Origin of the sequence: Pinibacter soli (genome assembly GCF_029961145.1) — a bacterium.
In the GTDB taxonomy this organism is placed as follows: domain Bacteria; phylum Bacteroidota; class Bacteroidia; order Chitinophagales; family Chitinophagaceae; genus Pinibacter; species Pinibacter soli.
The window spans coordinates 236,458-261,644 of record NZ_JASBRG010000005.1 but is presented as its reverse complement, the minus strand read 5'-3'; the positions used below and the strand labels follow the sequence as shown (position 1 = coordinate 261,644).

Genomic DNA, 25,187 nt, shown 5'->3' with positions numbered 1-25,187 from the left:
CTACCATTTTGAACTTAAGCCATCAACCTGTTACAGCAGAATTCGAGAGTGGCACGTCATTGCGAGCCCTGTGGAAAATGAATGGTGAATTATAATAAGTAAAATAAACAAAAAAGAAACGGGCGAAGCTATCTCATTCAAAAGAAGTATCCGTGAGGAAACTGCAGAAAAAGAAATTCTCTGAAAAATTAATAAGTTCCGAGAGTTAGTTATGATTAATAATCTTTCAGGTGAATCACAACTAACTGATAGGTATAAGCGTAACTCAAACACCAGACATCGCAATTCGTAAGTTGATGCCTTCCAGGATTTTGAAAACACTTTTTGGAAAGTAAAGTCCAAACACTTATTCTTGCTTAAATCACATTTCGATATAGGCTACAATAATAAATTTTGCGCAACCATATGAGAATATTCATCTTCTTAGTAATTCTATTTGTGTGTCTCCGGTCCGTTGCCCAGGAGAATGTTGTATGGCAAATTGGGAAGATAGATAAGACGGGAAAAGAATTTGCACTTTATCAAAAACGATACAAAGATTTTGTGGCCAGGTTTGGTGGAGAAAATACCGTTTACAACGTAGGGTTTTCAAGCGATTCAACAGATTGGCCATATGTACTGCCGGGCCCGCTGGATAGCTGGGGCGGCGGAGGCTACTGGGCCGGCTTTTATCCAAGACATTTTCCAAGGATATTCTTTCAATTACCTCAACAGCCTGCTGATGGAAAGTTCAAGTTTGTTATTGCCATTGGTGATGCTAATAAAAAGAATGCGCCTGTTATTCAAATTGACATAAATGGCCATCGCACAACGCAACAGCTAGATGCGGGAACAGGTGCTTCATTGACTGATGCTGCGGCAATTGGGAAAGCACAACTTGTAGTTGTAGATGTGCCGGGTAGCTGGTTGAAAAAAGGAATTAATATAGTTCAGATAGGAAGTGTATCCGGCTCGTGGTTGGTATTTGACTACATGCAATTGCGATCGGATAAGCCGCTCAAAGTTGCTCCTTCATACAGCTCGCTGATTGCATCTGCACAAGCAGCTCCATTTGAGTACAGCGTTTCGAATAAACGTATCCAACCATTGCTCGTGGATATTTATCAATTGAATTCCGGAGGAGAGTTAAACATTGAGATTGAAGGGTTGAAACCTGTTACTAAGAAAATCGAAAGCGGTCACAGCGTTCTCGAAATAGACATGCCGGCAACTGCGTCTTCAGGGAAAAAAATAAACAGCCATGTGGTGATAAGGTCAGGCAATGATGTGGTGTACGAGGGACAGATTACACGTTCATCGCAGCCTTTGCATCAGGACGCCGATTATGTTGATTTGTTGATCGGAACAGGCAATTCAAGGTGGATGTTTAAACCCGGGCCCTCATTGCCGCTAAGCATGGTGCAGATTGCGCCCGACAACCAGGATCAAACATGGAAGGCCGGGTATGAATACACGGTTGACAATATTATGGGCTTTAGTCATTTTTCTGACTGGACGATGTGTGGCTTGCTAATGATGCCCACCACCGGAAAACTGCAGGTAAACCCGGGCAGAGAAGATCATCCTGATGAAGGCTATCGTTCACGCATAGACAAAAAAACGGAGAATGCAAAAGTTGGCAGATATAGTGTGTACATGACCGATACCCATATCAAAGCAGAAATTTCAGCTGCGAGAAGGGCCTCCATTCAGCGATACACATTTCCATCAAGCGACAGTGCCCGCATTTTGGTTGACATGTTTACGCCAAACGAGTATCCGCACAACCTTGTAGATACTAAGATCACGAAGGTTAGCAACACAGAGATAGAAGGCTATGCAACTTACTACAACGCGTTTACGGGATATACATTAGAACAATCCTACACCGTTTATTTTGTTATACAGGTGAGCAAGCCCTTCGCATCGATGGGTGGTTGGGTTAACAGCAACGTAGCGCCGGTAAAAGGATATATTCCGGAATGGAAAATGAACCACGAGTTTGATTCGTCACCGGAGATATTTGAGAATGTTCATGAAATTGGCGGTAAGGGAGATGCAGGCATTTTTCTGAATTATAAAACAAAGAAGGACGAGCAAATCATTGTACGCACGGGCGTTTCACTCGTAGATGTAAAAGGCGCAAGAAACAACCTCGAAACTGAAATTACGAAGCCTTTTAATTTTGACTTTGATGGAGTGGTTCAGATGCAGAAGAAAGTGTGGAACGAATACCTTGGTAGAGTTCAAATACAAACGGATGATTATCTTCAGAAAGTAAAGTTTTATACAAATTTATATCGTGCACTTGCTGCGAAAGCCATATGGAGCGATGCTGACGGACGCTTCAGAGATGAAAGCGAAGTGGTGCAAAAACTTTCGGGGAAAGATGATTGCATTGTTAGCGGTGAATACTGGAACACATTCTGGAACAACCAGCAACTTTTCAATTTAGTAGCGCCGGAAATATCTTCAAAGTGGGCAAGATCGGCTATTGCCTTATATAAAAATTCAGGATGGTTCAATACCGATCCCGCCGGTATAGAACACACAGGGGTTATGGTCGCCATGCATATGGTATCGCAAATTCAGGGAGCGTGGCAAAGCGGAATACACGACTTTGATTTACCACTGGCTTATGAAGGCTTAAAAAAAATGATGACCACGCCACCGCAGAAATTTGCCGGTGGAGGTACAGTGGGAGTGGAGAACATTGTTCCGTATCAACGCTATGGTTATGTGCCGCGTGGAATGGGCGCTGTATCCAACACGATGGAGTATGCATATGATGATTATTGTTTGGCACAAATGGCGCTTTCTCTGGGAAAACGGGATGATTATTTATTCTTTCAAAAACGCTCGGAGAGTTGGAAGAATTTAATGGATACCACCACTGGATTTATCCGTCCAAAAAATGAGAAAGGTGATTGGATCACACCGTTTGATCCCTACCATACACCTGGATTTATAGAAGGCAATGCTTTCAACTATGGCTGGTTTGTGCCGCAGGATCCCACGGGATTAATTGCTGCTGTGGGCAAAGATCGATTTGTGTCGAGGCTCGACAGTGCAATGTTCAAATCATCATTTGCAAACTTTAATGCGCAGGGAGACGATTTTGCAAACTATCCGATCAATCATGGAAATGAGCCATGCATGGAGGTTGCGTATCTGTTCAATTGGGCGGGCAAACCGCAGCTGACCCAAAAATGGGCAAGGGCCATTCAGGAACAATACTATGGCATAACGCCGTACGATGGGTATCCCGGCGATGAAGATTTGGGACAAATGAGCAGCTGGTTTGTAATGAGCGCTATTGGATTATTTCAAATGGACGGCGGTTGCGCTCAACAACCAGTGTATGAACTGGGTAGTCCGAGATATCCAAAAATCACCATCAATCTTGATGGCAGGTATGGCCGTGGAAAGCAGTTCGTAATAGAAGCAAACGGAGCGTCCAAAGAAAACAAATACATCACCTCTGCTTCGCTAAACGGAAAACCTTTGAATGATTTCAGGGTACCTCAACAGGATGTGCTTAAAGGTGGAAAACTGGAATTGAATATGCAGTCTGGTCAGTGATTGAACAACAATAAACATTAGCACCAACGGGAAGTATTAAGAGAATTAATTAAGATTAATTGATGGTCTGAACGGATCATTTTAATATAGGATACTGGCAAAATAATGCAGGATAGTGATAAGGTGAAAACGAGAAAAGCAGTGTAAGGCAATGGCAGAACCGTTACCCGAATGAATAGGAGCTATTGAAGACCCGATAGAGGTCATATGACAACGGTATATATCAACAATAATCTCCGCCAGATTAGAATTAAATTGCATGAAAATTTATCGATTGTTATGAAATGCCGTTTTTTTACCATTTCGTTGTTCGTTGCTTTTTTTATCAATTTTTTATGTGGCATCAACACCGTGATTGCACAGAAGCCCATTGATAGAATGGGTGCTGCAAATTTCACTTTGTTTGATGACGCCTGGCAGTTCTCACGTTATGGAATGCAGGCTGATGGTACCAAAAAGGATGAGCCAACCGGACTCGAATCCGTTTCATACAATGACGCGGGTTGGCAGAAAGTAGATCTTCCGCACGACTGGGCCATCTCCGGGCCGTTCCGTATTGAACTGGAAGGCTCAACGGGAAAACTTCCGTGGAAAGGAATTGGATGGTACAGGAAACATTTTACTGTGCCTGCTACTGACGCCGGCAAAAAAGTTTTTATAGATTTTGATGGAGCAATGGCATACGCCAAAATTTGGCTGAACGGGCATTATATCGGCACGTGGCCATATGGATACACTTCGTTCCGTATGGATCTTACACCTTATTTGTTGCCCGGTAAAGAAAATGTGCTCGCCGTGAGACTGGATACTGAAAGCTGGGATTCACGCTGGTACCCGGGTGCAGGCATATATCGTCATGTATGGCTCGTGAAAACCGATTACGTACACGTTGCACATTGGGGCACTTATATCACTACGCCGGAAGTCAGCGACCAGAAAGCAAAGGTTGACATAGCGGTGACAGTTGCTAACGAGTCTCAAAAGCAACAACAGGCAAGTGTGCGCACTGTTGTGTATGAACTGGATTCCTTCAATCGCTATAAGACAATGGTTGTGGCTTCTTCGCCAACAAACATTACTTTAAGTGCAGGCAATCAAAAGGACATAGCGTCGCAGTTAATTGTACCAAACCCTAAAAGATGGAGCCTGGAAAAACCTCAGCGATATGTTGCCATCACCACGGTAAGTGTTGCCGGCAAAACTGTGGATACTTATACAACACCATTTGGGATCAGAACGCTGGAATTTACGGCCCGCAACGGTTTCTTGCTCAACGGTAAAAGAGTAGAAGTGCAGGGAACCTGTAACCATCATGATCTCGGAGCCCTCGGCGCAGCATTCAATTTGAGTGCTTTGATCAGGCAGTTGGTTATGTTAAAAGATATGGGTTGTAATGCACTGCGTACATCACACAATCCACCTGCTCCTGAATTGTTAGAGCTGGCAGATAAAATGGGCTTTCTTGTTTGGGATGAAGCATTTGATGCATGGAAAAAAGGGAAACGTAAAAACGATTACAATAAACTCTTTGACGAATGGCATGAGAAAGATCTTACTGCTCTTGTTCGTCGCGATCGTAACCATCCCTCCGTATTTATCTGGTCCATTGGCAACGAAGTAATGGAGCAACAGAACGTTGAACTTACCAAACACCTCGTGGATATTGTTCATAATACCGATCCAACAAGACCTGTTTCCAATGGCTACAACGATCCTGACGGTGGTCGCAGGTCCGGCGCTGCAGTGGCTCTTGACATTATGGGTGTGAATTATTTCTTCAATCAGCAACCGGTTTGGGATGCTGATCCTCGTTATGCCAACAAGCCAACAATTGGTAGTGAAACATCTTCTTGTGTCAGCTCCCGTGGCGAGTACTATTTTGGTAACGATTATCAAAACTGGCAAATATCTTCTTATGATCAGGCAAAGCCCGGTTGGGGATGTTCACCCGACCAGCAATTCAGAACGAATGCAAAGTTTCCTCACTTACTGGGCGAATTTGTGTGGACAGGTTTTGACTACCTTGGCGAGCCTACGCCCTATAATTCAGATGAAACCAATCTCTTGAATTTCCGGACAGATTCTTCGAAGAAAGCAGAACTTGAAGCCGAACTGGAAAAGATCCGCAAAAGCCGGCCACCTTCCAGAAGCAGCTATTTTGGTATTATAGATTTAGCGGGTTTTCCAAAAGATCGTTTCTATAGTTATCAGTCGCACTGGCGCCCATCTTTGCCGGTTGCACATATTTTCCCTCATTGGAACTGGGAGGAAAGAATAGATTCCATTGTGCCGGTAAACGTGTACACCTCAGGTGATGAAGCAGAATTGTTCTTAAATGGTAAAAGCCTTGGAAGAAAGAAGAAAACTGAAGGCAATGATTTTCGTCTCATGTGGGACGATGTAAAATATGTACCGGGCGAACTCAAAGTGATTTGTTATAAGGGCGGAAAGCAGTGGGCGACAGATATTGTGAAAACTACCGGAGCTGCAGCAAAGCTGGCTCTTCAACCAGATCGCAAACAAATTAAAAATGATGGTTCTGACCTGGCATTTATCACGTTAAAAGTTCAGGATGCAGAAGGACTGATGGTGCCGCGCTCTCATCCAATGGTTACATTCGATATAGAAGGGCCGGGAGAAATTGTGGCCACCGACAACGGAGATGCTACAAGTTTTGTTTCATTTCAAAGCCACGAACGACCTGTCTATAATGGCATGGCATTGGTAATTGTTAAAGCTAAGAAAGGACAAACAGGAACAATTAAAGTGACTGCGAGAGGAGAGGGACTGACGATGGCAAGCACATCGATAAATACAAAGAATTAAATCTGGAAATAGTTTTAGAAAATAAGCCGCTGTCAAACCAGACAGGGGCTTTTTTTATGCGAGACAAAAGTCTTAATCAGGGGGCGAGAATAAATACCTGAGTTTGGCTGAAAAACCTTTGATGGTAGCTAACTCATTTTTAAGGCGGATGTACTCGTGTAAAATTATTTTATACGGATTGTGGGTATGAATATTATGGGTGATTCCGTAAATGGCCGGTTCATCTTCCCTTGCATAAGTGCCAAATAAATGATCATAGATCAGCGTTATGCCGCCAAGATTTTTATCAATATACTTGGGATTTACACCATGATGCACCCGGTGATTAGACGGCGTATTAAATATCCGGTCCAGGATTCCAAGCTTGCCGATTTTTTCCGTATGTACCAGGAAATTTTGAATAGCTGTTATTGATTCAAAAAATAAAATCATCTCTGGAGGAATTCCAAACAGGCAAAGAGGTGACCAGAAAAGGAACCTGTAGAATACATGTAAAAAATTATTACGAAAGCCTGTAGAAATATTAAAATATTCGGAAGAGTGATGTGTTACATGAGCTGCCCAAAAAACTCTTGTCTTATGCCCAAGCCAGTGATAATAGTAATGACAAAACTCACAACCCAAAAAACCAAAAATCCATAACCACCAGGTTAAGTGTGGTTTGAAAATAGAGAAATAGTAGAAAAAGGAATAAACACTGAAAGCCATACCCTTCACCGAAAGGCCCGTTATCAAATAAAATAGTCCCAGCAAAAAGTTAGCCTTTACATCCTTTATCATTTTCTTCTCCGGCGTATGCAAGATCACCAGCGTAATTTCTACAGCAAAAACGATGAGCATTAAGCTTACTCCTATAATATTGAAGGTTAACATAATTTAAAAATGGCTGTTTATCGAATCGTTTCTATCATTGTTATGGCCAAACTGTGGCGTGTTCACTGCTAATGAACTTTCTAAAGCAATATTTTTGAAAGCGGCAGAATTTAGTTTTTTTGTGGAGCGGTTTGTAATGATCGATTTAATAAAATCAGGCAATAAGGTATACACGAGTATATAAAGATTGTTGAGCTTTCCCGGAACCATCACTTTCTTCTTTTTTAATAAACCATCAATAGCTATCGGAGCAACTGCTTCCGGGTAAAAACTGCAATTCCTGATTAACCAGTTTCCATTTTCGATGACCGACCGGACAGTGATATTTGTAAGCATCGGGCCCGGGCACATAAGACTCACATACACCTGGTCTTGCTTTAATTCTTTGCGTAAACATGTTGAGAAATAATAGATAAATGATTTTGTTGCACCATATACCTGTTTTTTAGGTAAAGGAAAAAACGAAGCGAGGCTTCCAACATTCAAAATATAAGAAGGGCTATTTTGTTTTAACTCATCAATGAAAAGGCGGGCAATAATAGTGCTGGCAAGTACATTCAATTTGATCTGTCTTTCAAACAAATGAATATCACCTGCTGCAAATGAGCCAGTACTGCCTGTGCCCGCATTATTGAGCAGCATATTTACGCATAGCCCCAATGACATTACATAGTCAAACACTTCATAACAACTATTTTCTTCACAGAGGTCTTTCTCAATAACGATTACTTCTACTGTGTAATCACGTTTTATCAAAGTGGCCAAATCGTGTAATTCAATACCGGGCAATGCTACCAGTATGAGATTCATTTTTCGCTTTGCACATTCAATGGCCAAGGCTTTGCCAAACCCTTCACTGGCGCCGGTAATTAAAGTATAAAAATGATCAGGCATGTTGGTTGCTTTTTAAAAAATGAATAGTTTGCAGCAATGCCTCATCCAGTGGCGTGATGCTATAACCAAGTTCTTCTATCGCTTTCCTGCTGGAGAATGTATAGTTGCTAAAAACATGGTCCACTGATTTTACAGGAAACCGAACCGGTACACCAAAAACTTTATGAGTTATTTCCTGCAAACCGGCCCATGTTTTAATAGTGCCTTTTGATAACCTGATAATTCTTGCACGGCAGTGCGCCAATGTTCTTATGCGGTGAAAGAAATCGTAATAGGAAATGTTTATTCCACCTAAAATATATCGCTCACCGCTGCGACCTTTTTCCATAGCCAGTATATGACCGGCCACTACATCATCTGCAAATGCAAAGCAAACACAGTTGTTACCCGGCGATGGAATAAACGTGATTCTTTTTTGTAGAAAAGTAGCAATAATAGCATTGGCTGTAAGTGAATGAGAAACATTACCGGGGCCGTACACTTTTGAAGGCGAAACAGTCACCACATTCATTCCTTCTTTTGCATAAGCAGCAACAATATCTTCTGCCTGTTTTTTTGAAAGATCATAATCAATCACAAAATCAATTTGGCGGGAATCGTTTTCTTCAAGAGGTTTATTAAGCGTTGGGCCAATCACTCCGGAGGTACTGGTAAAAATCGTTTTTTCAACACCCAATGCCCGTGCTGCATCCAAAACATTCATGGTACCTTCCACATTCACATCATAAAAAACAGCAGGATCTTTTGCCCATGCACCCACTTTGGCTGCAGCATGGTACACTTGTGTGCAACCATGCATGGCCGTCATCAAACCCTCTTTATCTAAAATATCGCCTTTAAATATTTTTATGTGAGGGTGCTGTAGAAAATGTATTGAAGAAGAGGACCGTACAAGGGCATGAACCTCGTTACCAAGGCCGGCAAGTTTATTCGCCAGTTTATTACCGAGATACCCTGAAGCTCCCGTTACTAATATTTTCATGTGGCTGCTGATTATTAGGGTACATTTTTTTTAACATGCTTATTTCATAGGGAACTGTCAATGCCAAATGCAATACGATTGCGGGCCATACTGCTCCTTGCCAGGTACATAAACAACAAAGCAATATCCCAAACGGAAAACAGGCAATCACTTCATCTTTTCCATTCACAATATGCAAAAGCGCATACAAGCTAACATTAAGCAAAGCCGCCAACACCCATCCCACACTACTGGTAGAATCACTTAATAAATAACCCCTGAACCAACTTTCATAAACACAGATAAATACTATACGAACTATAAAATAGAGGATGATAAATTTCATTCCAGGCAACTTACCCGGCAATACATTTCCCGCAGACTTACTATATTTTTTTTGCGCAATTTTTGGAGAAATAAATAATAAAAGGAGGAAACAAATTATGGTTACCCAAGCCGCCGGACTTGCCAGGTCATTATTTGAAAAAAGTACAAATGAATTGAAATGACCAAATAACAAAGGAAATAAAAAGAGGACGATACCGCCTGCATGTAGCAGGATGAGCATTGACGGATTAGCAACAAAGCCCTTATCATCAAACAAGCGAAGCCCTTGTTTTGCTTTGCTTAACCATAACAATATGGCAAATGAAAAATAGCTTACTGAATAGAAGAGTATTAAATAATAGGGGTAGTTCAATATTGGTTGGGTTTACTTTTACCAATTAAATACCATGCACCTCATTTCCTGCTCGTAGTAAGTTAATTAATTAGTAGTAAATATGCAACGGCTCTTTTTATAATCGTTTCGCATATACGCGCAAACAGCCAGCTCCGCTTATGGTTTATTCGGAAAGTGTCTTGGGGGGATTCAAACTAATATCTAAAGAGAATTTATGCATCACAACTAGTAACAACAGATGATTGGCATTGAAGATTTATTTATTAAATCATTTGGCAAATCCCGTTCGTTTGGTACAGCCGCAAAATGATTGTTTTTTTACGCAAAATGACATCAATAGTGTTGGCAGAGCAAAAAGAAGCCAATCATGAGATGGTCGATCTGGCAAAAATGGTTGGTTCGTTAAATGACTTAAATAACAGGCTTGCGAATAATTTTGAAAATTTTCAAACAGATCTTGCTCCGGCTAATCTCCGGTCAACTGAAGCGTTAATTGACCGACACGCAGAGGAAATAAAAAGATTGATTGCGGAACAACCTAAGGAAATTAAGCAAGAGAAACGATACTTGTTTTTCCCCGAACATAACGTGAAAGATTATTATAACGTATGCTTGAAATGGTTCTTGTACCTCATGATAGCTACCTATGTATTTTTGCTACTACGGTATTTTATTGAGCGCCTGGTAGCCCACTGAAAATTGGAAGGGCAAGGATCAAACGCGCTTGCCTTGGTTGTGATGACGAGTATGGCACAGATAATCTGGTTGTACGCAAAATTAGAAAACTGATTTTATATAGATGTTTTATCTGCTGAGCGCAAAATGACTTTTTTTTTTCGCAAATTGAAGTTAAACACGCTGAATGGCAATAGTAGATTGCCATTCCCAAAACTGTAACTTTTGATGGCGAATAAATAGTTCTCGTTTAATGACCCGTCAGAATTTTAAGTTGATAGGTGATTCCGATTTATTTTTGTTTCGAACAATATATTTCCTAATAAACGGAAGGCAGGACTTTAAGCTAAAAGCTAATTATTGAAAAGTGTTTTTGTGTCATTAACCCTATGTTTTTTAAAAAAATATCTAATGATGAAGTTTACATTAATATACATCGCTTTGTTTTTCCTATCGTGTCAGGGAGCTTTGTCGTATGCCGGTCCAGGTAATATTGCTCCTTTGGCCAAGGTTGTAGCATCAAGCAATGCGGGCATTGAGTTTTCAGAAAAGAATGTTATCGATGGAATTATTGGTGTTGATGGAAAAGGAGAATGGGCCTGTAAAGGAGAAACAGCTAATTGGGGGTATATTAAATTTCCATGGATTCAACTGAGTTGGGATGAACCGCAATGGATAGACAAAGTCGTTTTGTTTGACAGGGTTTCTCTTCAGCAGAATATTTCAGGCGTAAAACTTTTATTTAGCGATGGAAGCATTGAGTGGGTAAATCAATTGCCATCGGACGGCACGGGGCTCGCTGTGAAATTTACCCCTCGGAAAACAAAGTGGATAAAATTTGAAGTTACGGATGGCACTGGTAGTGATCTGGGATTTTCTGAAATCGAAGTGTACCCGTCTGTTGAAGGAGCTAAAGATTATGTCTCATTGGTCAATCCTTACATAGAAACAAATAAGGGTCGTTACGAATATTTTATTACCGGCAGTCTTCCATTTGGTATGGCTACTTCTGCTCCACTTACACGCGACAAACACCAGGTTGGTGGTGGCTATAATTATAATGAAAAAGAAATTCTGGGCTTTCAGCAAATTCACACATGGATGATGTCCGGAATAGAGATTATGCCAGCAACAACACAGGAAAATCCTTTTGAAGGAAGGAATTCATGGAAGTCCTCTTTTAATCACGATGATGAAATAGTTCAGCCCGGTTATCATCGGGTGATGCTTCAAAAAAATAAAATTTGGGTAGAGCAAACGGCGACGGACAGAGTAAGTTTTTACAGATTTCAATACACAAAAAAGTCTGATGCCCGAGTTGTTATTGATATGGGGAGTACAGTGAAAAATGTTTGCACTATGGTGGATGCCAGGATTGATAAAGTTAGTAATACTGAAATCGAAGGGTCTTTTAGCACCGTGAAAAGATTCTGGGGAGGCCCTAATGATATCCGTGTTTTCTTCGTAATTCAATTTGATAAACCCTTTACATCTCTGGACGTATGGCAAGGCGATAAAACAATCAAAAAAGACATTAGTCATGTTGAAGGCGATAGTGTGAAATTAGGAGCGGAGTATGTAATGCAGGCAGGGGAACAACTCAATATGAAAATAGCCATTTCTTATACTTCCGTCGAAAATGCAAAAAATAACCTTGCCCATGAATGCACTACATGGAACTTTGATGAAGTAAGAAATAACGCTGCAAAAATTTGGAATCAGTACCTGGGAAGAATTGAAGCAAAAGGCGGAACGCCTCAACAGCGTCAAAAGTTTTATACCGATCTGTGGCATGTGCTATTGGGGAGGCAAAAAATAAATGATGTTAATGGCGATTATCCTGATAGAACAGAAATTACCAAATTTGGAGGACGCAACGGTAAGTTTAATGATGCTGTTTTCAAAATAAAATCAGTTCCAAAAGATGAAAACGGCAGGCCAAAGTTCAATATGTATTTGTCCGACGCATTTTGGCTAACGCAATGGAACCTTAATGTACTTTGGGGTTTAGCATGGCCCGAGTTGATGGATGATTTTTCAGCCAGCCTTCTTGAGTATGCTAAGAACGGAAAATTATTACCTCGTGCTCCTATGGGTGGCGGTTATACATTTATCATGACAGGCGACCCCGCGGCTAGTTTCATAGTGAGCACATATATGAAAGGGCTGCTGAAAAAAGTGGACGCTAATACAGCGTTTGAAATAGTTAAAGAGAACCAGATGCCCGGCGGTATGATCAGCGGCGGTGAAATGGACAGAGGAGCAGCTGAATTCTATATAAAAAATGGTTGGTGGCCCAACAATGCCGGTGTTACAATTGAAGCCGGGTTTCAGGATTGGGGAGCAGCGCAAATGGCTGCTAAACTGGGCAGAGAGAATGATTATAACTTATTTAGAAAACGTGCATCGGGTTGGACGAACTGTTTCGACACTGTGGGCAGATTTATTTTCCCAAAAGATAAAAACGGAAAATTTACACATACAAATCCTTTGTCGGGTGCTGGCTGGGTAGAGTCCAATGCCTGGCAGGCAACATGGGGCGTTTCACATGATATTACCAAGCTGATCGACTTAATTGGAGGCAGAGATAGTTTTTGCAATAAATTAAATTTTGCTTTTGAAAAAGCCAAAGAACAAGATTTTGTAGATGATTACAGTTCAGGTTACATCAGTTATGGAAACCAGCCAGGCTGTTCCAATGCGCATTTATTCAGCTATGCCGGTAAACCATGGCTTACACAATATTGGGTGAGGCAGGTACAGCAACAGACATACGGTGGCACTACTCCCGATGCCGGTTATGGTGGCCATGATGAAGACGAAGGTCAAATGGGTGGAATAAGTGCGTTAATGTCAATAGGCTTGTTTGATATCATGGGCAATGAAGCTCAACAACCCGTTTATGAAATTACGTCACCACTGTTTGATGAAATTACTATACATCTGAATCAAAATTATTACGAGGGTGAAAGTTTTGTAATCAAGTGCTATAACAACAGCTCTGCTAATAAGTATATACAATCGGCTAAGCTAAACAGAAGCACCTTGAAAACATTTTGGTTCACTCACAATGATTTCAGCAAAGGAGGACAGCTTGAGTTGTGGATGGGGGACAAGCCGAACCATAAATGGGGAGTGGCTGGATTACCTCCTGCCTGTAATTAATTGAAGAAGTCAAAACCTAATCTAACATTTTGCGGTGATTTAATAAGTGCGATAGCTTAAGGTGCCCAAGCTGTCAGATTAGGTTTTAATTCTATCCCTAAATAACCTATAAGAATAGTTGACTATTGAATAGCCTGCGGAGAGTTAATTCATCAACTTTCTGACCAGAAATATCCCCTGTTTGCCTTTTTTTCCATAACATCAACCCAATCACTGAAGGTAGAGTAGAACAATCGTTTCTTGTATTCGGCACCCGTCAGCTCGTTTTTTATACTTTCTGCAGATATAACTTTCCCCGCGAGCGTAAATTGATTATAGATTTCCCTAGCTCTGAATTCGGCGTTTTCCAAAAGACGGTTACACCTCTTTATTTCATCAGTATTTCCTTTAAGCCTCAGCTGTGTACATCCCATTCATCCATGGTTATATTAACCTTTGTTGCCACTTCAACACGTTTAGTGTCGACACTGATGCGTAAATAAACAGGATATTTTTGTTGTCGGTTCAGCCGGCTCTTTCTTACTACGCACAAAAGTACAAATGTGTGTTTTCTGTCCACGTTTCTTCATTTTTTGATTGGTTAAAAAATGTTCACTCACAGACTGAAAAAGAAGGGTAAAGTCAAATAAAAAGGGTGCGATTTTGGCAAACTTTTTTTTCGCTGTAACGCTTGCTGAATGGGCTTTTTTTCATTTTCCAGTGAACAAAAATTGCGAAAAGGTTTGTTCACCGCCTTGTTCACCAGAGTTTGATTTCTTTTGTGTTTTTTTGATAGGCCTAAAAACAAAAAAGCCAGCAAAATCAATACTTTGCTGGCTTTTAGCTGGTTTCGAAACCCTATTTCGTGACCCTGTCAGGGTTCAAACCTATATCTTAAACACTTACCCAGTAAGACTTTCAAAAAACTTAATTATTCTGTTCACCTTCTTGTTCACTGAAGTGAATTAGTCAAATTTAATGCTTTTTATTGGTTGTTTGCGAATCTGAAGTGTTGCAAATTAGAAGTAATAGATTATCAGTTGTTCAATGTGTTATTTAATATATTAACCCAGACCGGACGGGATGCGAATCCACGGCCCACAATATTGTGAGGATGAGCAATAATAAGCGGGAAATATGTGCACGGTTACTTCAATTTGTTATGTCGCAAAGAGTATTTATAAAAATTCTCTACTTTGGTACGTGCCCAAGGCGTTTTGCGTAGAAACTTTAGACTCGATTGTACCGAGGGATTACTGGTAAAACAATTGATAGCAATATGTTTTACCAGCTCTTCCCATCCGTAGCTTGCCTCTAAATGTTTTACAATCATTTCCAGCGTTAGGCCATGTAGCGGATCTTTTGATTTTTGCACATCTCCTTCCATACAGAGTATTAATGATGCAAAGATAAAACATTGAAAAAGATTAGTGTTAGGTAAGGATGATAGAAGAAATGAAAAAGAATAAATCGTCATAGTGATTATTTCGACAACTATAATCCTAAATTAAAGATTGGATGCTTTGTATTACTCAGAGTGAACAATTCATTGAACATAATTTTGTCTAGTTTGCCAATAGATTGAATTCAAATGGTATTCAATCTGTGTTCGATTCCCCACAGATTAAGGTCGTTGATAAAAGATATCATTCGGCATGTAACAAAAGGGGCAGCATAATTCCTTCCATATCTCTTTAAAAGAGTGGTTCGAATCCATTCGCTTCGACTTTGAACGTTGAAAGTCAAATAGTTAAAAACTGTTCAGACACAATTCGGACAGTTTTTTGCTTTTATCGAGATTTGTATTAGCCGCAGTTAAGTTTGATAAACTAAAATCCTTGCGTATGTTACTTAGAGCACTTGGCTGTTTGTGTTCTTCATTTCATTTCTTCATTCGATACCCTTTCGCAAAGCTATTGTCTATTGTCCTATTTGGCATGTTTGTTTTTGTTAAATTGAATTGCATTGATAGTCCATTGTATCCTTTGTAATCACTTCGGCTTATGCTTTACCTATATCGGACATCCCATTCTTAACTTTTGGAGATATTTTATCTTCATCATATATTGCGATGCTTTCGTGGCGTTTATTGCCCCTGGTTTACCAAAACAACTAATAGAAAATTGGCTGAGGACGAAAAAAAAATACATTCGCAAGAAGTAAATTTATTGCTATTGCAAATAGCGGATGGCCACCAACCGGCTTTTAATTCGCTGGTGGCAATGCATTGGAAAAGGGTTTTTTCGCATGCAATGACTTACGTACAATGCTACACTATCGCTGAAGAACTCACTCAGGACGTCTTTCTAAAGATTTGGCAATACAGGGAAAAACTCACGGAAATTCTGCATTTCGACGACTATCTTTTTATTGTTTCCCGCAACCTTCTCATCTCCGCCATCAGAAAAAAAATAGATAGCGCTTCAATTGAACCATCCACAGAACATTCAGAAACACTATGGCTGCCTGATCAACAGATGGAAATGAAAGAACTGCACAGCCTCATTCTTAAAGGGGTGGATGCCTTATCTCCTCAACAGCAACAAGTTTTCAAATTGGGTAAAATGGAAGGGTTGAGTTACGATCAGATTGCTGAATCTATGCAAATAACCAAGCGAACCGTACGTTTTCATATGGCGCTTGCATTAAACTCACTGCGCATCTACATTCATCAACACAATACCAAGCACCTTTTAGCGGGCCTCGTTTTACTATTGTGTTTAAATAAAGGGTGATTGCATTGAAATCCCGGTTTTTCCGATGGCTATTCTATCCTTTAAAATATTTTTTCCAAACCACCTGTCACTTCAAATAAATGCTGCGTCTTTATATATAGGCGGCCTTTTGTGGTTAGCACAAGGCCCTGTTTAAACCTGATCTATGACGCACCAAGAACTTTTTCTGGAATTATTTGCCCGCTATATCAGCGGAGAGATAACACCGCAGGAGTATCAGCAACTTCAGGTGATGATTCACCAACCTGCATACGAATCATTGCTTAGCGATGAGCTGAAAAGAACGTTGATCGAAAACACGTATGGCGAAATTGATTTGCCGTTGTCAACAGATGATTTTATTAAAGGCCTTCAAAAAAGAATGCCTGTTGAAATGGAAGCTGAAAAAGCATTACCAGTGTCTAATGTAAAAACGATGTATGGCGCCAGGAAATGGATGGCTGCGGCTGCCATGTTGTTGGCAGTTGCTACAGGAGCCTATTTTCTATTGCATAAAAATACAGCCGAAACTGTAGTATTAGCAAAGGATACAAGTGCGAAACAAGATATCTTACCGGGAAGTAGCAAAGCTATATTGCAACTCGCCAATGGAGCCACTGTGGGGCTGGATGAAAAAGGGGATACGCAATTGCCATCGGATAGCGGAGTAAAAATAATGAAGCATGGCAGCGAGTTGGCATATATTGCCAAAACAGCAACTGAAGATATTAAATACAATAAAGTAATTACACCTGCGGGAGGCCAATACAAACTCACACTTTCAGATGGTACCAAAGTATGGCTGGATGCCATGTCCAGCATTTATTTTCCAACTGCGTTTACCGGTAAAGAGCGTGTAGTGGAAGTTACAGGCCAGGTATACTTTGAAGTTGCTTCCAACGTTGGCAAGCCTTTCAGTGTAAAGGTGAAACAGTCCATAGTTAATGTATTGGGTACGCATTTTAATATCAATGCGTATGATGATGAGGGTGAAATGAAAACAACATTGCTTGAAGGCGCTGTACAGGTAAAGCAGCAGGAGCAGGAATTAAGGTTGCGTCCCGGACAGCAAGCTCAGATAGATGCAGGGGGCAAACTAAAAATAGCCATTCAACCAAACCTGGAAGAAACTATGGCATGGAAGGACGGCATGTTTGTATTTGAAGGAACAGATATTAAAACAATAATGCGACAACTTGCAAGATGGTACGATCTGACAATTGAATATAAAGATAATATACATGGTGTTTTTGTAGCTAAGATTCCCAGAAATGTAGGTTTATCAGAGATATTGAAATTGCTTGAACTTACCAAACAGGTAAAGTTTGTAGTCGAAGGGAAGAGAATTATTGCCACCAATGCATAATATAAAAATCATTAAACAATATACAGCTGATAACCCAAAAACCTACATGGAGAAACTAAAGAAATAAACAACACTCTTGGAACTTCCTCCAAAAAAGAAACCGAAAGCGTTCGTAGCACTTTCGGCGATATAATGGATGAATTCATAAATAATCGTTAAGCGTAAAGACTAGCTATTTCATCACCCAAAACACATCAAAGCTATGCAATTAACTGCTTTTTGCAAAGGCTTACTCAGCTATTTGCAAAAAACTAACCAGTTATTATCTCAAACTTGGTTAACAATGAGAATAACAGTTTTTCTTTTGCTCGCGTTTGCCTTACAGACAAGCGCAAAAACTTTTTCGCAAAATGTTACGCTTAACATGCGTAACGCTCCACTCATTAAAGTGCTTGATGAGGTGGAGAAACAAACAGGTTACAGCTTCATCTACGAGAAAAGCCAGCTTGCAAAAGCGGGAGCTATCAGTATTGATGTAAAGAATTGTGAACTGCAATCCTTGCTGGAAAAGGTTTTGAAGAACCAGCCCCTAAACTTCAACATCAGGGAAAAATTTATTGTACTCTCCCCAAAACCAAATAATGTAATATTATCGCAACCCACGTATGACTTTGCCTATACCACAGTAAAAGGTAAAGTAGTGGATGAAAATGATAAGCCTATAGTTCGGGCAAGCGTGGTGGTAAAATCAGGCAATGCAGGCACATTTACTGATAAGGAGGGAAATTTTCAGGTAGCTGTATTAAAAATTCCTTCTACGTTAATGGTAAGTTGTATTGGCTTTATTGCAAAAGAAGTTCAAGTTAATGATGTTGACTTTGTTACCATTAAACTTCATCCTAGAACACAAGCGCTGAACGAAGCGGTTGTGTCTACCGGTATGTTTACCCGTAGAAAAGAAACTTTTACCGGTGCTTCAACTACGGTTACAGGTGAAGATTTGAAACGAGTAGGTAATAAGAATCTTCTGGAGAGTTTGAAATCTTTGGATCCCTCATTTGTTATTGTAGCTAATAATAAGTTAGGGTCTGACCCGAACTCAATGCCTAATATTGAAATTCGTGGTAAATCGAGTATTGCAGAATTGTCTGGATATTCTACAAATGCCAATCTTCCTTTATTTATATTAGACGGTTTTGAAGCTCCTCTTTCCATTATTGTGGATCTTGATATGGAACGCGTAGCCTCGGTTACAATATTAAAAGATGCGGCTTCGACAGCATTGTATGGAGCCAAGGCAGCAAATGGAGTGGTAGTTGTTGAAACGACCAGACCTAAAGAGGGAAAATTGAGATTGAGTGTTTCTCAGGATATAAGAGTGGAAAACCCTGATTTGACCGTGTATAACCTGATGAATGCTGAAGAAAAATTACAATTTGAAAAATTGTCAGGCAGATATACGAGCAATAGTTCGTTTGGGCAATTGCAATTAGATCAGGTGTATAACAAACGGTTAACTGATGTCACAAGTGGAGTCAATACTTATTGGCTTAATGAGCCGGTGAAAACCGCGATAACAAGTGCTACTTCTCTTAATATATCCGGAGGCGACCAGTCTGTTACTTATGGTATTGGGGTCAACTACAGATCACAGCCTGGTGTAATGAAAGGCTCAAATCGTAATACGTATGGTGGTAAATTGGCACTTGGATATAGAAAAGGTAAATTGAATATTAGCAATAACTTCACTTACAACAGCACAAGTGGTAATCAAAGTCCTTATGGATCTTTTTCTGATTATGCATCAGCAAATCCATATTATAAGAAAAATTATACAAATCAATGGTTGGATAACACCGTGATGTATGATGATTTTGGGATTCCTACTTTCATCAATGTTACTAATCCTCTGTATAATGCTGTACTCCCATATAAAAATGCATCAACAAATGCATCAATTGCAAATAACTTAAGTGTCATTTACGATATTACGTCAGGTCTTCGGTTTAATGGAGGACTTCAATATGCGACCGGTACTTCGGATGGAGATATTTTTATATCTCCTGATAATACAAAGTACATTAATACTCCGGTCACTCAGAAGGGATCATACACCTCATCGCGATCAAAAAGCTCCTCTTATACAGTCAATGGTATGTTGTCGTATGGGAAAATATTTGCACGCAAACATTCGCTGACAGCTAATATCAGAGGTGAAGTCAGCTCTAATTACAGTACAAGTAATTCTTTTACAGCCATCGGCTTCCCCTCAGGATCAAATCCCGTTTTGACATTTGCAAGCAGTTATGATCTATCTCAACCTTCCGGTTCTACTGCTACATACAGAACTGTTAATGCGCTTTCGTCATTGAACTATGTATATGATGGACGTTACTTTATTGATGCTACTTATCGAACAGATGGCTCAACTGTTTTTGGTAAGAAAAATCGATTTTCAGGATTTTGGGCTGTAGGTATCGGTTGGAATGTCAATAGAGAGAAATTCTTGTCAAATGTCAAATGGCTCAATAGGTTAAAACTTTTTTCCAATCTCGGAATAACCGGTAATCAGAATTTTGGATCAGCACTTTCCACGTCGGTATATAAATATTATGGTTACAGTAATCAGTTTGGGCTCGGATCAACCATTAATCAACTTGCCAACCCCGGTTTGCAACCTCAATCAACAGCTCAATGGAGTAGCGGTCTTGATTTCGTATTATTTAATAACCGATTGTCAGGATATTTACAGGCCTATACCAAGAAGACAAATAATCTATTAGTTTCTACTAGTCGCCCTCCTTCCACAGGTGTTAGCAATTATCAACAAAATTTGGGAGGAATGAATGGTATTGGCTTTGAATGGAGGGTGGCTTATGAGATCATAAGTGATCGAAAAAATCGCAAATCATGGACGCTCTCAATAATGGGTAGTAATGTTCGCAATAAATATTTCGGCTTCAACCACTCGTTAGATGGCTTAAATAGTAAATATGCTAATACTTTGACGCGCTTTAAGGATGGATATAGTCCGGATGCTATATGGACAGTTAAATCGTTAGGTATTGATCCGGCAACAGGACACGAAGTGTTTGAAAAAGCTGATGGAACGCATACGTTTGAATACAACCAGGGATACCTTGGTGTAATGGGAAATACAAATCCTTTTGCAGAAGGTGTAATTAGCAATACTGCTGTATATAAAAATCTTTCATTGTCTATAATCATGCGCTATCGCATAAAGGCAGACGTATTTAATAGTGCATTGTTTAATAAAGTTGAAAATATTTCTTATCAGGCAACTGCGTCGAATCAGGACAAGCGTTCCTTATATGATCGTTGGCAAAAGCCGGGAGATGTTGTTCAATTTAAAGCGATTTCTCTGACAGATGTCACTCAGATGTCTTCTCGTTTTATTCAGGAAGAAAATACATTAACCTGTGAATCTATTAATGTGAACTATACATTCCGACAAAAGCCATGGATGAAAAAATTAGGTATGAGTAGCTTGGTATTTTCAGCTTATGGCAATGATATTTTTCGCATATCAACCATCAAATTCGAAAGAGGAACAGATTATCCATTTGCCCGTGCCATCTCCTTTAGCCTAAGGGCATCATTCTAAATTATAATAACAATGAAAAAACATTATAATAAAATATTTTTGGGTTTGTCGATTCTCACTTCTATATCTTCCTGTAATAAGTTCTTAGATGTACAGCCGGAAGATAAATTACTGGAAACGCAGATATATAGCACACCCAAAAAGGCCTATACGGCATTGAATGGATTGTACATGGTTCTAGGCGACAAGGATGGAGCATTGTATGGAGAAACGCTTACACTGAAAGTTCCGGATATTTTGGCACAGCGCTATAATATCTATGGTAATAGTATGCACACTTCTTACCCGTTTGCTAATTATACCTATGCTGATGCAGCGGTGAGCGGAACCATGGGTGCTATTTGGGCTGCAGCCTATAGAACCATTTTTGGTGCTAATACTTTTCTTACTAATCTTGAGGCCTATCCGGGAGTCCTGACGCCTCAAATGGATTCTATTTGCAGAGGTGAAGCTATAGCAATGCGTGCAATGCTGCATTTCGACATGCTGCGTCTCTTTGGACCAAGGTATAATTATGATGACTCCGTAGCCCTGTCTATCCCTTATTATACGCAGCCCAATGTGCAGATAAACCCTTTACTTCCGGCCAATCAGGTGATGGACAGTATTCTAACTGACTTGAATAATGCTGAAGGATTGTTGTCTCAAGACCCTGTCATCACCCAAGGCGTGATGTATAATACCAATACCAGCGATTTTATGCAGAATCGCAACTATAGGTTTAACTACTTTGCCGTAAAAGCTTTACAAGCCAGAGTAAACATGTATAGAGGCAATAAACCTGCGGCCTTAGCTGCAGCTAAGGTTATTATAGGTAATAGTGCTAAGTTCCCATGGTATGTCAGTAGCAAAAATAATTTCTCTGCTGAAATGATTATGGGTGTAAGTGCAGTCAATTTGACAAAAAGTTTTCAAGCGGTCTTTATAACGGATCTTGATGACAACAATATTCTGGCTCCAAGCGATATCAGTTTGAAGGCCGTATATGAGAATTCTACCATTGGTACCAATGACTTCAGGGGGGTGAACTCTCAGTCTTGGCAAACCGGTACCCATCCATATCTTACTTTTTGTAATTACAAATCGGGATTTACCGGACTGTATCCAAATACTATTGCTCTACTGAAAAAGAGTGAGATGTTTTATATCGCAGCTGAGTGTGAACCCAACTTAACACAAGCGATAGGTTATCTGGATTCTGTTCGTGTACAAAGAAATCTACCTTACTCCGGTACATTGACAGCCACAACATTAAAAACGGAAATACAGAAGGAATATCAAAAAGAATTTTTTGGCGAGGGACAATTATTCTACTACTACAAAAGAAATAACCTGACATCTATACCTAGTGGTACTGGAGCCGGGAATATTACAATCCTCCCCGCTAATTATGTTGTTCCGCTTCCTCAAAGTGAAATTACTAATCGCCTAATAAATTAAAATATACGTGAAAAAAATATTATACAAATTGCTTGTCTTGTCATCAATACTATTGATGACATCATGCGAAAAAGGCTTGATGACATTTGATAATAAAAATGCAGATGTTTATTTTTATAATGCAGGAATTAAATTGGCTCTGACGGACACAGCGCTTGTAACTTTCGGTTACTCGGAATCAAACGACACGATAATCAAAATTCCTATTGCAATTACCGGAATCCCTATGGACCATGACAGGGAATACAAAATGATAGCTGATGCTGCTTCAACCGCTATTGCCGGTAGCCACTATGATCTTCCATCGATACTTACAATCAAGAAAAATGCTATTTACGATACCGTCAAACTTGTATTGCATCGTACACCGGACATGGACAGAAGTGGTACTAAGGTGTATAAACTTTATCTTGACTTGATGCCTAATGAAAATTTCGATACCTTATTGAACTCCCATACTTCTAGTAGATCTCCGTACTACACTGCTAATACTGTTAAACTGAAAATCACGATCAGTGCAGCAGTTTCTAAACCTCAATCCTGGGGGGGGACAGCAACAGTGCCTTCACCTTACTTTGGCACATTTACACCAACAAAAATGTTCTTTATATGTGACTATGTGGGGCTAAGTCCGGTATGGTGGGGTACAGATCCGACAGGGATAACTCTTGGAGATGCAATAGCTTATGCGACTGCTGTAAAACGTTTTTTAGACCAAAAGGCACTAGCTAAAGACACTGTGTATGATGAAATTATACCACCGGCAACGGTGGCAATGCCAATGAAAATGGGCACCTCTATTCAGTAAACTGATCACTCTCTATTATTAAAAAAAGGAAAACATGTACAAAATATATATATCTGGGGTAGTCGCAATCTTGCTACTCTCTATCATTTCTTGCAAAAAAGATATAGGGAATTATACATATCACGATGTGAATCAGATAAAAATTGCTAAAATTGATACTGTTGCTGCTTATTTAGGTGGTGTGTTGAAAATTAATCCGGTTGTTAGTTTTACTCAAGATACATCAGGTGATGAGAGCCGTTATAGCTATGAATGGTCCTATTATACTAGTGCATCGGGAGCGAATGGTCATACTGTATTGGATACTACTAAAAATTTGAATAAAGCGTTCTCTTTGCCTCCTGCTACATACAGCTGTTATTACAAAGTAACCGATAAGCATACAGGGATTATGTCTTATGTCACCTTTGGCTTAGTCATACAGGCTACTCCCTACCGCGAGGGCTGGATGTTGATGACCAGCGTTAATGGAAGTGCCCGGTTAGATATGCTTTACAAGCAATCAGATGGAACATTTGCCGTAGTAAATAACCTGCTTGATTCTGTTCATTCTGATCTTCATTTAGCAGGTAAGCCTAAGTTAGTTTACTGTTATCAGGCATATCCGCAAACAGTGAAAACACCGGTATATGGGATCCCATTTGCTTATGAAATTTATGTAGGAACGGATCAAAGTACAGAAAGGGTGAATCCTGAAACCTATGGATGGGATCCTAGTTATAATGCAAAAAAGGAGATATTCGGATCTTCTGTTCCATCTGACCTTTATTTACTGGCGGTTAAAAAGGCTTCCAGCGTGACTAATAATGCCATCTCAATTTCCAACAATATGGACGTTCGTTATTTTGACTACACCGGTCAAATAAGATTTGGCGAAATAATGAATTTCGATACAGCCGCAGGGGCCAAAAAACGCTATGCAGTAGCACCGATAACCGGTTTTGCTGAAGGTACCGGCACTAATGGTTTTTTGTTTTACGATACCGATAACAGGAGATTTGTAGAAGGGAAACTTGGTAACACTGCCAGTTCTATTCTTGTTCCATTGAAAGATGTTACAACTGTAGCGAATAGGCTGTTTAGTTATACAAATACAGGGATGGATATGATTTCTATGGCATATGGTGCCGTTGCAACCCCGGCTGCTAAGTATATAAATATTATTCTAAAAAATCCTACATCTCCAACTTATTATTATGCGGTGATTGATGGGCTCAATTATGCTACTACCCAAAAGGTATATAAAGACATTACATCAATAGCTACAGACATTGATAAAGCTTCTTGTTTTACTGCAAGCATAGTGAATGGGGCCTTTTATTATGCTGCAGGAAGCAAAGTATATCAAATTACCTGGAGTGGTGGTTCTGCAGGTGTATCAGGAACTCCTGCTGTCAAATTGGTAGTGGATAAAAGCAGCACTGGGGAAGTGATAACTAATCTGATGGTTCATCAATATGCCAATGCTCCTAAATATACAGATAAATACTTAATGGTATGTAGCTATGACCCGGCTAAGCCGGAAGGAGTAAACGGTAAAATTGAATGCTTTACTGAGCCTGCGTTGATTACAGGTAATCTTACATTGGCTACCACTTATTCCGGCTTTGGAAGAGTAGTGAGCATGGACTATAGAGAAAGATAGTAACACGAAACAGCCGGAAATGGTTTTCACAGA

General features: G+C 39.9%; 16 protein-coding genes. 10 read left to right on the top strand and 6 right to left on the bottom strand.

Translation table 11 applies throughout. The features are described 5' to 3' along the window. Positions 1-405 precede the first annotated feature (405 nt). Together QJ048_RS08540 and galB are read left to right on the top strand one after the other, a co-directional pair. Entirely contained in the window at positions 406-3,561 is a 3,156-nt protein-coding gene (locus tag QJ048_RS08540; protein WP_282333918.1) for a GH92 family glycosyl hydrolase, read from the top strand. Positions 3,562-3,840: 279 nt separating this feature from the next. Beyond that, positions 3,841-6,387, top strand: coding sequence for a beta-galactosidase GalB (gene galB, locus QJ048_RS08535; protein ID WP_282333917.1), 2,547 nt, complete (start codon positions 3,841-3,843; stop codon positions 6,385-6,387). Between the two features lie 72 nt (positions 6,388-6,459). On the opposite strand, the gene QJ048_RS08530 is transcribed toward galB, so the two are convergent. The 4 genes from QJ048_RS08530 to QJ048_RS08515 are packed head-to-tail and all read right to left on the bottom strand — an operon-like array spanning position 6,460 to position 9,719. Further along, positions 6,460-7,260, bottom strand: a complete 801-nt coding sequence (locus QJ048_RS08530) for a sterol desaturase family protein (RefSeq protein ID WP_282333916.1) — start codon at positions 7,258-7,260, stop codon at positions 6,460-6,462. Positions 7,261-7,263: 3 nt separating this feature from the next. Further along, positions 7,264-8,154: an SDR family NAD(P)-dependent oxidoreductase gene (locus QJ048_RS08525; protein ID WP_282333915.1), complete on the bottom strand. Its 891-nt coding sequence runs from the start codon at positions 8,152-8,154 to the stop codon at positions 7,264-7,266. Then, entirely contained in the window at positions 8,147-9,136 is a 990-nt protein-coding gene (locus tag QJ048_RS08520; RefSeq protein WP_282333914.1) for an NAD-dependent epimerase/dehydratase family protein, read from the bottom strand. Before QJ048_RS08520 ends, QJ048_RS08525 begins: the two co-directional genes overlap by 8 nt. Next, a complete protein-coding gene (locus tag QJ048_RS08515) occupies positions 9,096-9,719 on the bottom strand; it encodes a CPBP family intramembrane glutamic endopeptidase (protein WP_282333913.1) in 624 nt (207 codons plus the stop codon). The genes QJ048_RS08520 and QJ048_RS08515 overlap by 41 nt, the downstream gene beginning before the upstream one ends. 420 nt (positions 9,720-10,139) lie before the next feature. Between QJ048_RS08515 and QJ048_RS08510 the strand changes: the two genes are divergently transcribed. Then, the gene (locus tag QJ048_RS08510; RefSeq protein WP_282333912.1) at positions 10,140-10,493 is read left to right on the top strand and encodes a hypothetical protein; all 354 of its coding nucleotides are present in this window, start codon (positions 10,140-10,142) and stop codon (positions 10,491-10,493) included. Between the two features lie 390 nt (positions 10,494-10,883). Continuing rightward, positions 10,884-13,637, top strand: coding sequence for a GH92 family glycosyl hydrolase (locus QJ048_RS08505; protein ID WP_282333911.1), 2,754 nt, complete (start codon positions 10,884-10,886; stop codon positions 13,635-13,637). A gap of 394 nt (positions 13,638-14,031) precedes the next feature. Here QJ048_RS08505 and QJ048_RS08500 read toward each other — a convergent pair whose 3' ends face one another. Beyond that, positions 14,032-14,196, bottom strand: a complete 165-nt coding sequence (locus tag QJ048_RS08500) for an Arm DNA-binding domain-containing protein (protein WP_282333910.1) — start codon at positions 14,194-14,196, stop codon at positions 14,032-14,034. 567 nt (positions 14,197-14,763) lie between these two features. Beyond that, positions 14,764-15,003, bottom strand: coding sequence for a VF530 family protein (locus tag QJ048_RS08495; protein WP_282333909.1), 240 nt, complete (start codon positions 15,001-15,003; stop codon positions 14,764-14,766). 736 nt (positions 15,004-15,739) lie between these two features. On the opposite strand from QJ048_RS08495, the gene QJ048_RS08490 reads away from it, so the two are divergent. The 6 genes from QJ048_RS08490 to QJ048_RS08465 all read left to right on the top strand — a co-directional run bounded on the left by QJ048_RS08490 (position 15,740) and on the right by QJ048_RS08465 (position 25,154). Next, positions 15,740-16,351, top strand: a complete 612-nt coding sequence (locus tag QJ048_RS08490) for an RNA polymerase sigma factor (RefSeq protein ID WP_282333908.1) — start codon at positions 15,740-15,742, stop codon at positions 16,349-16,351. 145 nt (positions 16,352-16,496) lie between these two features. Next, positions 16,497-17,696: a FecR family protein gene (locus tag QJ048_RS08485; protein WP_282333907.1), complete on the top strand. Its 1,200-nt coding sequence runs from the start codon at positions 16,497-16,499 to the stop codon at positions 17,694-17,696. 283 nt (positions 17,697-17,979) lie between these two features. Next, positions 17,980-21,261, top strand: a complete 3,282-nt coding sequence (locus QJ048_RS08480; RefSeq protein ID WP_282333906.1) for a SusC/RagA family TonB-linked outer membrane protein — start codon at positions 17,980-17,982, stop codon at positions 21,259-21,261. Between the two features lie 12 nt (positions 21,262-21,273). Beyond that, complete coding sequence (locus QJ048_RS08475; RefSeq protein WP_282333905.1) at positions 21,274-22,701, top strand: RagB/SusD family nutrient uptake outer membrane protein; 1,428 nt, start codon at positions 21,274-21,276, stop codon at positions 22,699-22,701. A gap of 37 nt (positions 22,702-22,738) precedes the next feature. Then, a complete protein-coding gene (locus QJ048_RS08470; RefSeq protein WP_282333904.1) occupies positions 22,739-23,509 on the top strand; it encodes a DUF4843 domain-containing protein in 771 nt (256 codons plus the stop codon). 34 nt (positions 23,510-23,543) lie between these two features. Further along, the gene (locus tag QJ048_RS08465) at positions 23,544-25,154 is read left to right on the top strand and encodes a PKD-like family lipoprotein (protein WP_282333903.1); all 1,611 of its coding nucleotides are present in this window, start codon (positions 23,544-23,546) and stop codon (positions 25,152-25,154) included. Positions 25,155-25,187: the final 33 nt, after the last annotated feature.